This is a genomic window from Paenibacillus sp. NPDC056933 (assembly GCF_042674385.1).
Taxonomy (GTDB): Bacteria; Bacillota; Bacilli; order Paenibacillales; family Paenibacillaceae; genus Paenibacillus.
Genome location: NZ_JBHUQN010000002.1, coordinates 1,007,922 through 1,022,123, shown reverse-complemented (window position 1 = coordinate 1,022,123; position 14,202 = coordinate 1,007,922). Strand labels below are relative to the sequence as shown.

The 14,202-nt window shown below is 48.5% G+C and carries 11 protein-coding genes; all 11 read left to right on the top strand.

Annotation, left to right across the window (positions count from 1 at the left end; all coding sequences use genetic code 11):
• Positions 1 to 111: 111 nt before the first annotated feature.
• The 11 genes from mraZ to murG all read left to right on the top strand — a co-directional run bounded on the left by mraZ (position 112) and on the right by murG (position 14,107).
• Positions 112 to 549: a division/cell wall cluster transcriptional repressor MraZ gene (gene mraZ / locus ACFTRD_RS19540; protein WP_017687291.1), complete on the top strand. Its 438-nt coding sequence runs from the start codon at positions 112 to 114 to the stop codon at positions 547 to 549.
• An 18-nt stretch (positions 550 to 567) separates the two neighbouring features.
• Positions 568 to 1,518, top strand: coding sequence for a 16S rRNA (cytosine(1402)-N(4))-methyltransferase RsmH (gene rsmH, locus ACFTRD_RS19535; RefSeq protein ID WP_379382830.1), 951 nt, complete (start codon positions 568 to 570; stop codon positions 1,516 to 1,518).
• A 23-nt stretch (positions 1,519 to 1,541) separates the two neighbouring features.
• Positions 1,542 to 1,970: a hypothetical protein gene (locus ACFTRD_RS19530; RefSeq protein WP_379382828.1), complete on the top strand. Its 429-nt coding sequence runs from the start codon at positions 1,542 to 1,544 to the stop codon at positions 1,968 to 1,970.
• Positions 1,971 to 2,020: 50 nt separating this feature from the next.
• The gene (locus ACFTRD_RS19525) at positions 2,021 to 4,351 is read left to right on the top strand and encodes a penicillin-binding transpeptidase domain-containing protein (protein ID WP_379382826.1); all 2,331 of its coding nucleotides are present in this window, start codon (positions 2,021 to 2,023) and stop codon (positions 4,349 to 4,351) included.
• A 93-nt stretch (positions 4,352 to 4,444) separates the two neighbouring features.
• Complete coding sequence (locus tag ACFTRD_RS19520; protein ID WP_379382824.1) at positions 4,445 to 6,409, top strand: stage V sporulation protein D; 1,965 nt, start codon at positions 4,445 to 4,447, stop codon at positions 6,407 to 6,409.
• Between the two features lie 129 nt (positions 6,410 to 6,538).
• Positions 6,539 to 8,026 (top strand): UDP-N-acetylmuramoyl-L-alanyl-D-glutamate--2,6-diaminopimelate ligase, encoded by a 1,488-nt coding sequence (locus ACFTRD_RS19515; RefSeq protein ID WP_379382822.1) that lies wholly within the window; start codon positions 6,539 to 6,541, stop codon positions 8,024 to 8,026.
• The gene (locus ACFTRD_RS19510) at positions 8,026 to 9,429 is read left to right on the top strand and encodes a UDP-N-acetylmuramoyl-tripeptide--D-alanyl-D-alanine ligase (protein ID WP_379383132.1); all 1,404 of its coding nucleotides are present in this window, start codon (positions 8,026 to 8,028) and stop codon (positions 9,427 to 9,429) included. The genes ACFTRD_RS19515 and ACFTRD_RS19510 overlap by 1 nt, the downstream gene beginning before the upstream one ends.
• Positions 9,430 to 9,450: 21 nt before the next feature.
• Entirely contained in the window at positions 9,451 to 10,419 is a 969-nt protein-coding gene (gene mraY / locus ACFTRD_RS19505; RefSeq protein ID WP_379382820.1) for a phospho-N-acetylmuramoyl-pentapeptide-transferase, read from the top strand.
• 3 nt (positions 10,420 to 10,422) lie between these two features.
• Positions 10,423 to 11,844 carry a UDP-N-acetylmuramoyl-L-alanine--D-glutamate ligase gene (gene murD / locus ACFTRD_RS19500; protein ID WP_379382818.1) on the top strand — a complete coding sequence of 474 codons (1,422 nt, stop codon included), beginning with the start codon at positions 10,423 to 10,425 and terminating at the stop codon, positions 11,842 to 11,844.
• A gap of 48 nt (positions 11,845 to 11,892) precedes the next feature.
• Positions 11,893 to 12,990, top strand: coding sequence for a stage V sporulation protein E (gene spoVE / locus ACFTRD_RS19495; protein WP_379382816.1), 1,098 nt, complete (start codon positions 11,893 to 11,895; stop codon positions 12,988 to 12,990).
• 7 nt (positions 12,991 to 12,997) lie between these two features.
• A complete protein-coding gene (murG, locus tag ACFTRD_RS19490) occupies positions 12,998 to 14,107 on the top strand; it encodes an undecaprenyldiphospho-muramoylpentapeptide beta-N-acetylglucosaminyltransferase (RefSeq protein ID WP_379382814.1) in 1,110 nt (369 codons plus the stop codon).
• The last annotated feature ends 95 nt before the right edge of the window (positions 14,108 to 14,202 follow it).

Sequence of the window (14,202 nt, the reverse complement as noted above, 5' to 3'; positions counted from 1 at the left end):
AAAAAAGTAAAGCAAGCAAGAAGGGTTTTGATTTTTTTGTGCGAATCTATTATGCTTAGGTGGTGGAAAGTGGGGCAAAGTGGGAGAAACGGGTGAGGAGTGAGTGGGCCAATGTTTATGGGGGAGTTCCAACATAGCATTGATGATAAGGGTCGGGTTATTATTCCGGCTAAATTCCGCGAATCTCTGGGGCCTTCTTTCGTTGTCACACGGGGTTTGGACCAGTGTCTTTTCGTGTACCCCATGGAGGAGTGGGGGGTCATGGAACAGAAGCTCAAAGCACTGCCATTAATGAAATCTGATGCACGTGCTTTTACCCGGTTTTTTTTCTCGGGTGCTACCGAATGTGAATTGGACAAACAGGGCAGGGTAAATTTGCCGGGCAATCTTAGAGAGTATGCCAAGCTGGACAAAGATTGCGTTGTCCTTGGTGTGTCGAACCGGGTGGAGATTTGGAGCAAAGGCATATGGGAGAGTTATTTCAATCAATCCGAAGAAGCATTCAACGACATTGCCGAAAAGCTGGTCGATTTTAATTTTGATCTATAAAGTCAGGAGGGGTGCAGGTTGTTTCACCACATAACCGTACTCAAAGAAGAGGCAACAGAGGGTTTAAACATCAAGCAGGACGGTATATACGTGGACTGCACTTTAGGCGGCGCGGGACATAGTTCCGTGATTGCTTCCAAGCTCGGTCCGGAGGGACGTCTGATCGCACTTGATCAGGATGATTGGGCTTTGGATAACGCACGTGAAAAATTAGCTCCGTACAGAGAGCGAATTACATTGGTCAAAACCAATTTTCGTGATCTGGAGCAGGTTCTTAAGGAACTGGATGTACCGATGAAAGATGGCGTACCACAGGTTGATGGGATTTTGTACGATTTGGGGGTATCCTCTCCACAATTTGACGAAGGGGAACGTGGATTCAGCTACAATCACGATGCTCCTCTGGATATGCGTATGGATCAGGATGCATCCCTCACTGCCAAGGAGATCGTTAACGAATGGCCGGAAGAGGAGATTGCACGCGTATTGTATCGTTATGGTGAAGAGAAATTCTCTAGAAGAATTGCTCGTGTCATTGTAGAGAAACGTAAGCAATCGACGATTGAGACGACTGGTGAACTGGTAGAATTGATTAAAGAAGGCATTCCTGCGGCAGCGCGTCGTACCGGAGGGCATCCTGCGAAGCGCAGCTTCCAGGCGTTGCGAATTGCAGTAAATGATGAGCTTGGTGCGTTCGAGGAAGGATTACATCAGGCGGTTCGGTGTCTGGCGCCAGGTGGACGTGTCTCTGTTATTACCTTTCACTCACTTGAAGACCGGATTTGCAAACAGATCTTTAGCAGTTATCTGGAGAAATGTACATGCCCTCCCGATTTTCCGTTGTGTGTATGCGGTGGTAAGGGTGTCTTGCGTTTAGTGAACAGAAAGCCGCTAAGTCCGACGGAAACGGAACTGGCCGAGAACTCCCGTGCTCGTTCAGCGAAGCTGCGCGTAGCCGAGAAATTGTAAAAACAGAGTGGAGGAGCCTTTGTATGGCATATACACGTGGTAATCTGGCAGTGAAAGAAAAAGCGTCCCAAGAGCGTGTGACCCAGCAGCGGTACAAGGAAACCACCAAAGTGGTGACCCGTCGTACCGGTCTTCCGGCACGCGAGAAATTTTTGTATCTGATTACTCTGATTGCTGTCATTGTTGTCGGCGGTGTAATGATGTCGCGCTATGCTCACATCTATGAGCTTAACAAGCAGGCACAGACGACGTTGTCCGACGTGAGAGAAGCAGAGAAAACCATTGCAAATCTGCAAGTGGAAAAAGAAAAACTGAACAATTTGGTCATCGAGAATGCTCGCAAACTTGGTTATGTTGAGTCTTCCGGCAAGGATGTCATTTTTGTACCTCGCTCAACGAGTACATCGAACTCGGCAGGTACTGAATCATCCTCGGATCCAGCCAATAAGTAGAACATTTTGTATCCATCCATACAAAATGCTGAAGCAAAAGAGGTGTACCGATGGTAAAAAGAATAAAGATGCGCACGTTGCTTATAGGGGGATGTATTACCCTCTTTTTTCTTGTATTAATAATCCGCATATTTTTTATTCAGGTTGTTAATAGCGGTTTTTGGCAGGAAGAAGCCGCTGGTTTGGTAGAGCGCGAACAAACTATCAAGGCTAGTCGTGGTTCAATCACAGACCGGAATGGTAACATTCTGGCGACAGATTCTCCTGCATACACCGTGTCTGTGAATCCGGAGCTGATTAATCAACTCGGGATTGAAGATGTGGTTATTGACAAATTGTCTGGTTTGCTGGGTAAAAACGAGAGCGAAATGCGTGCTCTTGTAACAGCCAAGGATAAGGATGGAGAGTTCTACAAGCAACGTGAAGTACGCAGTGAAGGGTATAAAATTAGCCCTGATTTGGCTGCTAAAGTAGAAGAATTTCGCGAAGAACTGAAAGATAACTACAAGGGTCAAAACGCGATTGTCATGACACAGGAATCGAAGAGATATTATCCTGAAGAAACGCTAGCCTCGCATCTCCTGGGGTATATGAGCCGTGATGGGAAGGCTGTCAACGGTCTGGAATTATCCTACGATGAACAGCTTACAGGTACAGATGGTTATCTGAACTATCAGAAGGATGCCAAAGGTATTAAGCTTCCCGATTCACAGGATAGCTATCTTCCTCCGCAAAACGGGAATAATCTGAAGCTAACAATCGATGATACCATTCAGTTCTACATCGAAGATGCAATGAAAGAAGCAGTAGCTCAGTACAATCCGCTGAGCATGACTGTCATTGCTGCAGATCCCAATACGATGGAAATTCTCGGTATGGCCAACTGGCCAACCTTTAACCCTAACACCTATGGGAAAACGCCAGATCAGAAAAATTTTATTAACCATGCTATACAATCGATCTATGAGCCAGGGTCTACGTTTAAAATTGTTACCTTGGCAGGTGCGGTTGAAGAGAAGCTGTTTGATCCTAACGCCACGTTTGAATCCAAGCGGATCTATATCGGTGGTTACCCAATCAGTGACAACGGTCACGCTTATGGCCGAATTTCCTACTTGGAAGGTGTTAAACGTTCAAGTAATATTGCGTTTGTTAATCTGGGCTATAACATGCTTGGCGGTGAACGTTTGCGTCATTACATAGACCAATTCGGTTTTGGTAAAAAGACGGGCATTGATCTGCCGAGTGAATCAGCTTCACCAATCAAGCCGCTGGTTTATAAATCGGAAATTGCCACAGCCGCCTATGGTCATGGTCTTGTACAGGTAACGCCAATCCAGCAGGTAGCAGCTATTTCGGCCATTGCCAACGGTGGGAAACTCATGGAGCCGCACTTGGTGAAGGAGATTATCAATCCAAATGACGGTTCATCCGAAGTGATCAAGCCTAAAGTCGTTCGTCAGGTCATTTCCAAGGAATCTTCCAAACTGGTGAGCGGGTACCTGGAGCAGGTTGTTGCAGATCAGACGATTGGTACAGGACGTAATGCTTACATTGAAGGGTATCGTGTGGCTGGTAAAACCGGTACGGCCAGAAAAGTCGTCAACGGGGATTACAGTAAATCCAAAGACGTCGTTTCGTTTATCGGTTTTGCACCCGTAAATAATCCTAAAATTGCGATCCTGGTAGTGATTGACCAGCCGGACGGTGCCAATATTGGCGGAGGGACAGCCGCCGCACCGGTATTCAAAAAGATTGCCAGTCAAGCTCTTCAATATATGGGAGTCCCGAAAGATACGGTGAAGACCACTGACAAAAAGTCTAAAACAACTCCAGTCGTTCAAGCCAAAGCTCCTGATCTGTCAGGTAAGACAGCGAAACAGGCCAGAAGCCAGCTTTTGAACGCAGGGATTGCCTATGAAACGCTCGGTCAGGGTGAAAGTGTTATTCGTCAGTACCCTGTAGCGGGTGCGTCCATGAATCCGGGTCAGCGAATCTATCTGCTGACCGAAGAGAGTAGCAAGATGAAAATCCCTGATCTGACAGGTGAATCTCTCCGGGATGCACTTGAAGTTCTTTCTCTTATGAAAGTGGGCGTAACCGTTAAAGGCGAAGGGTATGTCGTGAAGCAAACGGAGCAGGTGTCAGGTGAACAGAGAACGGTTCAGCTTAGCTTGCAGACAGCCAAAGCGGCGGTAACCGGTATAGCAGATGAAGCTCCTGAGTCTTCTGATCCAACGTCAGAAGATAAGGCTAACAACCAAGTGGAATCTGATGAAGCGGTGAACACGGAAGGAGCGGGCAAAACAAGTACGACAACTACACCTTCAAATGAGACCGAATCGTCTGCCGAGACATCGGATGAGGCTTCGCTTCCATAGGGATCACTGACAGCTTGTTCTAACCCCCGGTTGTCCTGAATATTCATGAATGGAACACAATCATGATTTTGGGACGAGTGGGGGGATCTTTTCGTGAAGGGATCAAGCGTAAGTCTGCGGCGCAGACTGCTGTGGAGTTTAATGATTTTAGTGTTGTTATTTTCTGCCCTGGTGATCAGGCTTGCTTATGTACAACTTGGGGAAGGCCCGGAATTGTCGGCGAAAGCGGAAGAATCCTGGCGGCGCAACATCCCTTATTCAGCCAAACGGGGAGAAATTCTGGATCGGAATGGAACTTCTCTGGCCTATAACGTGACAACTCCGACCATTATGGCGATTCCTGCTCAGGTGAAAGAAGCGGAAACAACAGCAAGAGCGCTTGCTCCTTTGCTGGGGATGACCGAAGAGAAAGTGCTGGCAACCATCAAGAAGAGAGAATTAATTGTCCGACTACAACCCGGTGGCCGCAAAATTACGATGGAGAAGGCTCAGCACATCCGTGATTTGAAGCTTCCGGGTATCGTTGTTGCCGAGGATAATAAACGCTTTTATCCTTATGACGATCTGGCGGCTCATATTCTTGGATTTACGGGCATTGATAATCAGGGGCTGACGGGCGTCGAAAAAAAATATGATGACAAGCTGAACGGTTTGAATGGCAGTGTGTCCTACTTGTCCGATGCGGCCGGAAGGCTTATGCCGGGCTCATCTGAGAAGTATGTGGAACCGAAGGATGGTCTGAACCTGAAACTGACTATTGATAAATCGATACAGTCCATCATGGAACGAGAGCTGGATCAGGCCATGGTCAAATTCCAGGCCAACTCGGCGCTTGCCATTGCCATGAATCCCAAAACGGGCGAAATTCTTGGCATGGCCAGCAGACCGGGCTATGAACCGGCGGATTATCAGCAATATCCTTCCGAAGTATACAACCGGAACTTACCGATCTGGATGACTTACGAACCGGGTTCAACGTTTAAGATCATTACGCTCGCAGCGGCACTGGAAGAGAAAAAGGTCAATCTGACCCAGGATCAGTTCTATGATCCCGGATTTGTTGAAGTCGGGGGCGCTCGCTTGCGCTGCTGGAAAAAGGGCGGCCATGGAAGTCAGACCTTCCTGCAGGTCGTGGAAAACTCCTGCAACCCCGGGTTTGTTGCTTTAGGGCAGAAGCTTGGCAAAGAATCGTTATTTTCTTACATTAAAGACTTTGGATTCGGCACGAAAACAGGCATTGACCTGAGTGGTGAGGCCAGCGGTATTCTGTTCAAACTGTCACGTGTAGGTCCTGTAGAACTTGCAACCACTGCTTTTGGTCAAGGGGTTTCCGTTACACCGATTCAACAAGTAGCTGCTGTGTCAGCAGCCATTAATGGTGGCAAACTATACAAGCCCTATGTTACTAAGGCATGGGTTCATCCGGTAACGGGAGAAGTGATGGAAGAAGCCAAGCCGGAACTGGTTCGACAAGTGATCTCGGAAGCTACGTCCAAGCAAGTGCGTGAAGCTCTGGAAAGTGTAGTTGCCAAAGGAACGGGACGTCCCGCGTTCATCGATGGATATCGGGTTGGCGGCAAAACGGGTACAGCCCAGAAGGTCATTAATGGACGTTATTCTTCTACCGAGCATATCGTATCTTTTATCGGTTTTGCTCCAGCTGACGATCCACAGATTGTTGTGTATACTGCGGTGGATAATCCGAAAGGGATTCAGTTTGGTGGCGTGGTTGCGGCTCCGATTGTGCAGAACATCCTTGAGGATTCGTTGCATTACATGAATGTTCCTGTTCGTAAGGATCAGGTAGCCAAAGAATACAAGTATGGAGAGACCAAAATCGTGACGGTTCCCGATCTGACAGGAGCTACGGTCGAAGACTTGTATGAGGATCTGAATATGAATTTTATGCTGGCCAAATCCGGCAGTGGCAAATATGTTATTAACCAGGCGCCAAAGCCAGGAGCACGGGTGGATCAGGGATCTACCATACGGATCTATATGAGCGATGTGCTGAATGATATTCATGATCATACCAAGGAGGAAGGACAAGAGCCCTGACGGGCTCTTGATCCCCACACCGCAACAAAATTCACTAACTTGCGTTTCATTAATGGGCTGTATTGACGATAGTATGAATACAGACAGATATCGAAGTCGAAGTAAACTTGGAAAAGTGAGGTTATTCATGTGCTTTTAAAACAACTTTTATCAACGCTGACAACCGCCCGTGTTATTGGCGAACCAAATACAGAATGCCAAAACCTACAGACAGATTCTCGCCAGGTACAACCGGGAGATCTGTTTATCTGTCTTCCGGGACATACGGTCGACGGACATGATTTTGCGGAGAAGGCCGTAAACGCTGGAGCTGTTGCTCTGGTAGTGGAACGTGAGCTGGATCTGCCTGTTCCGCAACTGTTGGTCAAAGACAGCCGTTTTGCAATGGCTGTATTGGCAAATTCCTTTTTTGACTCGCCAAGCCGCAAGATGAATATGATTGGTGTAACGGGAACCAACGGGAAAACAACGACAACCTACTTGATTGAAAAAATCATGAGTGATTTTGGTCAGAAAACGGGTTTGATCGGGACCATTCAAATGCGTTATGACGGTCGCACATACCCAATGTCAGGGACAACGCCGGAAGCGCTCGACTTGCAGCGCAGTCTGCATGATATGGTTCAAGCAGGTACGAACTGCTGTGTTATGGAAGTATCCTCCCACGCTCTGGAGCAAGGTCGTGTTAAGGGAACGGAATTCCGGACTGCCGTGTTTACCAATCTGACGCAGGATCATCTGGATTACCATCATTCCATGGAAGAATATCGTGCAGCCAAAGGATTGTTCTTTGCAAGGCTGGGTAACGGTTATACGGAGGATGCTTCGAAGCGCAAATTTGCTGTGATCAACGCAGATGATCCTGCAGCAGCATATTTTATATCTGTTACAGCGGCCGAAGTGATTACATACGGCATGGAAGACCATGCAGATGTTCGCGCATCCCAAATATCCATTACATCTCAAGGTACTTCTTTCCATGTGGACACCTTCCGTGGCAGCACGGATATTCGTCTACGGATGGTCGGCAAATTCAATGTGTACAACGCAATGGCTGCCATTGCTGCTGCTTTGGTTGAGAATGTTCCGTTGGAAGAGATCAAACGCAGCCTGGAGACGGTGCCTGGTGTAGATGGACGTGTAGAGGCTGTGGATGAAGGACAGCCGTTTGCTGTTATTGTTGATTATGCACACACTCCGGATGGCCTGGAGAACGTACTGCGGACAGTGAAAGAATTTGCTGAGGGACGTGTAATCTGTGTATTTGGGTGCGGTGGTGACCGAGATCGTACGAAACGCCCGTTAATGGGCAAAATTGCAGCGAAATATAGCGACATTGTATTGGTTACTTCCGATAATCCGCGTACAGAAGATCCTGATTTGATTCTTAAAGACATTGAACAGGGACTGATTGAAGATGGCATTCAAGCGGATCGTTATACCATGATTGTGGATCGGCGCCAGGCGATTCATGAAGCTATTGAAATGGCAAGCCCTGCCGATGTAGTATTGATTGCGGGCAAGGGCCACGAGACATATCAAATCATCGGTACAACCAAAACGGACTTTGACGACCGGATCATAGCGAAAGAAGCGATAAGGGGCAAATCCAATTGATAAAAAAAACATTGGCACAAATCGCCGAGATGTGTGGAGGAACACTAACTGACGTTGCCGCTTATGGAGATGTGTCTGTTGAAGGTGTATTTACAGATTCACGTAAGCCCACCCAGGGAAGTCTCTTTATCCCGCTGGTTGGCGAAAGGTTTGACGGACATGAATTTGTGCAAACCTGTGTAGAGAAGGGTGCTGCCGGGACCCTATGGCAAAGGGACCATGGGACTGAACCACGAGGTGCTGTCATTGTGGTAGAGGATACCCTTGTTGCATTGCAGGAGCTCGCTTCATCCTATTTGCGGGAAAGCGATGCATCAGTCGTGGGTATTACGGGCAGCAATGGCAAAACAACAACGAAAGACATTGTGGATGCCATTCTGTCTACCACGTTCAAAGTGCACAAAACCCAAGGCAACTTTAATAACCATATTGGCCTGCCACTCACCGTACTAAGCATGGAGCCCGATACCGAAATTGTGATTCTTGAAATGGGCATGAGCGGCCGGGGGGAGATCGAAGAATTGTCTGTGATCGCCCAGCCGGATGTCGCGATCATCACGAACATTGGGGAGTCTCATCTGCTTCAACTGGGGTCCCGATTGGAGATTGCCCGTGCCAAGGCTGAAATCGCTGCTGGCATGAAACCAGGCAGTTTACTGATCTACAACGGAGACGAGCCTTTGCTCGCGCAAGTATTGGCAGAGCCGGCCACAAAGCAGCCTGAAGGCCTTCGGCGTTATACTTTTGGCTTGCAGGCAGATAACGATGATTATCCTACGGGACTCATGAATGTGCAAAACGGGGTTGCTTTTACGACCAAGCAGTTGGGAGAAGCTGCTCTTACATTGCCATTGCTGGGGACTCATAATGTGGTTAACTGTCTTGCTGCGCTAGCGGTTGCACGTCATTATGGAGTGGAATCCGAGCAAATTGCAGCAGGGCTGTCCGGATTGAAATTGACAGGCATGCGCATTGAAGTTCTTCAGGGTGTGAGTGGTCTGACCCTGCTCAACGATGCATACAATGCAAGCCCGACCTCCATGAAGGCCGCAGTGAATGTTCTAGAAAGCCTTAAAGGATATCGTAATAAAGTAGCTGTACTTGGCGATATGCTCGAACTGGGACCTCAGGAGCAAGAGCTTCATCGTGGCATCGGGGAGTACATTACACCTGACAAAATGGATATGGTGCTGGCATATGGCCCTTTGTCATCAAGTATTGCTGAAGGGGCGAGACAGAACATGCCTGCGGAAGCCGTACATGCGTTTGAGAGCAAAGAAGAATTGACCCGTTTTCTGCTGGAGAGGCTCCATCCCAGAGACGTTGTCTTGTTCAAGGCCTCACGGGGCATGAAGCTGGAGGACGTGGTCGAAGCGCTAAAAATAGCTCCATTACAGAATTGAGTAGACTAGAGGGGTGAACCCATGGATTTTCAGGTATTACTGTTAACAATCGGTGTTTCATTTATTTTGGCGGTGATTGCCGCACCGCTCTTGATTCCGTTGCTGCGTCGAATGAAATTCGGGCAGCAGGTTCGGGAAGATGGTCCACAGAGCCATTTGAAAAAAAGCGGTACACCCACAATGGGCGGAGTAGTCATTTTACTCGCGTTCGCATTGGCCTTTTTGAAATTTTCAGCGGTCAAAAATACGGACTTCTACGTCCTGCTCGTAGCTACACTTGGCTTCGGTCTGATTGGCTTCCTGGATGATTACATCAAGATTGTATTCAAACGTTCGTTGGGACTTACAGCCAGACAAAAGTTGTTCGGTCAGTTATTGTTCAGTGCGGTGATGTGTTACTTGCTGATCCAAAATGGACATAGTACGGCTATATCGGTTCCAGGTACATCTTTATCCTTCGACTGGACGGGATGGTTCTACTATCCATTCGTTGTGTTCATGATGCTTGCCATTACGAATGCAGTCAACTTCACGGACGGTCTGGATGGCTTGCTGTCCGGGGTGAGCGCCATTGCATTTGGCGCATTTGCCATTGTGGCCATGCAAGCAACATCCATGCCAGCAGCAGTATGTGCAGCAGCAATGATCGGTGCGGTGCTTGGTTTCCTCGTATACAATGCACACCCTGCCAAAGTATTTATGGGAGATACAGGGTCCCTGGGAATTGGCGGTGCGATTGGTGCAGTCGCTATTGTGACGAAGACAGAACTTCTTTTTGTTATTATTGGCGGCATTTTCGTTATCGAGATTCTGTCCGTTATTATTCAAGTGGTATCATTTAAAACACGTGGCAAACGCATATTCAAAATGAGCCCGATTCATCACCACTTTGAACTGAGCGGCTGGTCGGAATGGCGAGTTGTCATTACTTTTTGGGCGGTAGGAGCCATATTGGCCGCTCTTGGACTTTATCTCAACAAGGGGTTGTAAACAATGAACCATCCTGAATCATATCGTGGACAAAAAGTGGTTGTACTTGGACTCGCGAAGAGTGGTGTGCAGGTTGCCAAAGTATTGGATCGTGCCGGCGCCAAGGTTACAGTTAATGATAAAAAAGAGAGAGAACAGTGTCCCGAAGCATCCGAATTGGAGGCTTTGGGAATTTCTGTTGTGTGCGGAGGTCATCCCGACGACTTGATTCAAAGTGATGTGAAGCTTGTGGTCAAAAATCCGGGCATTCCGTATCAGGCACCTCCTGTGCAGCAGGCGCTTGCATTAGGCATCGAAGTAGTGACCGAAGTGGAGGTAGCTTATCATCTATGCGCTGCCCCTATGATCGGAATTACGGGTTCCAATGGGAAAACGACTACAACAACGTGGGTAGGCAACATGTTGGAGGTTGCCGGTTTGAAACCTATTGTTGCCGGTAATATTGGAACGCCATTGAGTGAGGCAGCAGAGCAGGCTTCTGCGGATAACTGGATGGTGGTGGAGCTTAGCAGTTTCCAACTCAAAGGAACAGCCGATTTCCGGCCGCGTATTGCCAGTTTGTTAAACGTAGCGGAGACTCATTTGGACTATCATGGAGACATGGATGATTATGTGACTTCCAAAGCCAAATTATTTTCCAACCAGCAGCCGGAGGATGTAGCTATCCTGAACTGGGATGATCCGGTATGCCGCGGACTGGTTCCTTATATCAAAGCAAAACTGCTCCCATTCTCGCTGACAGAGAAGCTTGAAGCAGGGGTATATGCTGATCCTCCATACGTGGACGGGGAAGAGGATGATGTGAAGCGCCAGGTGATCTATGCAGACGGTCAGGGCAACCATCACGTCATTATTGATGTGGAAGACATCGGAATCCCGGGACGATTCAATGTGGGAAATGCATTGGCAGCAGTAGCTATTGCTGTGTCCGCTGGAGCCGATCCATCTGTGCTTGCTGCGCCTCTGGCTGACTTCAAGGGGGTTGAACACCGTCTTGAGTTTGTACTTGAACATAACGGAGCCAACTATTACAACAATTCCAAAGCGACCAACTCCAAGGCAACCGTAATGGCGCTGAACTCATTCAAGGAACCGGTCGTGCTCATTGCCGGAGGACTGGATCGTGGTTCAGACATGATGGAATTGCTGCCACTGTTCCAGGAGCGTGTAAAAGCTGTAGTTGCTCTTGGTGAGACACGCACCAAAATTGCCAAGGTCGCAGAACTGGCGGGATTAAAGCAAATTAAGGTCGTCGATAATGAGGAGGACGCTGCCCAAACGTTAACCGCTGCCGTGCAGGAAGCTTCGCAGCTTGCAGCTCCGGGTGATGTCGTCTTGTTGTCACCGGCATGTGCAAGTTGGGACATGTTTGCTTCCTATGAAGAGCGAGGACGCATTTTTAAAGAGGCGGCGCATAACTTGTAAGTAGGGGGGTGGAAAAGCCCCTACTTCCATGCAAGGGGTGGCCTCCTGATGAAACAGTCGCGACCGGCGCCGGATATCTGGCTCCTGATTTGTATTCTGGCATTGCTTGCCATCGGCATTATTATGGTCTATAGTGCGGGCTCGGTGCTGGCTTTCCATGACTATGGTGATTCATTTTATTTTGTCAAAAGACAGCTGTTGTTCGCCGGACTTGGGCTTGCTGCCATGTTTGTTACCGCAAATGTGGACTACCGGGTCTGGAGAAAATATGCCAAACCTATACTGATTGCCTGTTTTATCATGCTGATTGCGGTGCTGATTCCCGGCATCGGAGTAGTTCGTGGGGGGGCGCGAAGTTGGTTGGGCATTGGCTCGTTCGGCATACAGCCTTCGGAATTCATGAAATTGGGCATGATCCTGTTTCTTGCTCACTGGTTAAGCAAAGAACCTGGTAAAATCAAAACGTTCACCACGGGGCTTTTGCCACCGCTTGGATTGATTGGTTTGGCCTTTGGTATTATTATGCTTCAGCCCGACTTGGGGACAGGCACCGTAATGCTGGGTGCATCCATGCTTATTATTTTTACAGCAGGAGCACGGATGAAACATCTCTTGCTGCTCGCCCTTGGCGGGGTAGCAGGGTTTGCCGCGTTGATTGCAGCAGCTCCTTACCGATTGCAGCGAATAACGGCTTTTTTGGACCCGTGGTCTGATCCACTTGGTGCCGGATATCAGATTATTCAATCGTTATATGCGATCGGCCCCGGAGGACTTGCGGGCTTGGGGCTGGGGATGAGCCGACAAAAATACAGCTACGTTCCCGAGCCGCAAACGGATTTTATTTTCTCCATTTTGGCAGAAGAGCTTGGCTTCATTGGTGGAATGATTGTATTATTGCTGTTCCTGGTACTGGTTTGGAGAGGGATGCGCGTAGCGATGACAGTACCGGATGCTTTTGGAAGTCTGCTGGGTGTCGGGATTGTGGGTATGGTGGCTGTACAGGTCATCATTAACATTGGTGTCGTTATTGGGCTTATGCCCGTTACGGGGATCACCCTTCCCCTTATTAGTTATGGCGGATCCTCTCTGACATTGATGTTGACAGCGCTAGGTATATTATTAAACTTATCCCGTTATGCGAGGTGAATCTACGATGCGAGTCGTTCTAAGCGGCGGCGGTACAGGTGGTCATATCTACCCGGCCGTTGCTATAGCAAGACAATGTGAGGCGGAGAATCCCGACTCGACATTTCTATATATTGGTGGTACCCGGGGGTTGGAAAGCAAACTGGTGCCACAGGAAAATATTCCGTTTCAATCGATTGATATTACAGGTTTTCGCCGGAAGTTATCCATAGACAACCTGAAGACGGTCATGAGATTTCTTCAAGGTGTTCGCAAATCCAAAAAAATGCTCAAGGAATTCAAACCCGATGTCGTTATAGGTACCGGTGGTTATGTGTGTGGACCTGTCGTGTATGCGGCAGCCAAACTCGGTATTCCAAGTGTCATTCATGAGCAGAATGCCATTCCCGGATTAACGAACAAGTTCCTGACCCGGTATGTGGATACGGTAGCTGTTAGTTTTGAGGGATCGGAAAAAGCATTTTCTGGAGCTAAACGGGTCGTGTATACCGGGAATCCAAGAGCTACCACGGTTGCTCAGGCCAGCCGTGATCGTGGCTTTGCGACGCTGGGTGTACCGATGAACAGCAGAGTTGTTCTTGTGGTTGGCGGCAGCCGTGGTGCGAAAGCTATTAACAAGGCCATGGTGGACATGGCACCGATGCTGGAACAGCTTGATGATGTGCATGTGGTTTACGTCACAGGCGATTCGTATTTTGATGAAACACGTGAAGCCATTCGCAGTTCACTTGGCACCATGCCGAATCATCTGCATGTGCTGCCCTACGTACACAATATGCCAGAGGTTCTTGCTTGTACGTCACTGATTGTGAATCGTGCAGGGGCTTCATTCCTTGCCGAGATTACATCTCTTGGCATTCCGTCCATCCTGATTCCTTCACCGAACGTGACGAATAATCATCAGGAGGCGAATGCCCGCACGCTTGAGGGTGGCGGTGCATCACTCACCATGCTGGAGAAGGATCTCACAGGGCAGGCGTTATATGAAGCGGTTGCTGGAATTATGAAAGATGAACCGGCACGCAGAAGGATGGCTGAAGCCTCCCGAAAACTGGGTAAACCTGATGCAGCCGAAGTGCTTGTGAGCGAGATTCGGCGTCTTGCTGCAGGGCGGTAAAGTGCGTTTTGGGCGTTTGTCACACACGCGGCGGGACTGACATAAGATACCGTATAAATTGTGACAATCGTTCCATGGGAGCGCAGCACGGTCTG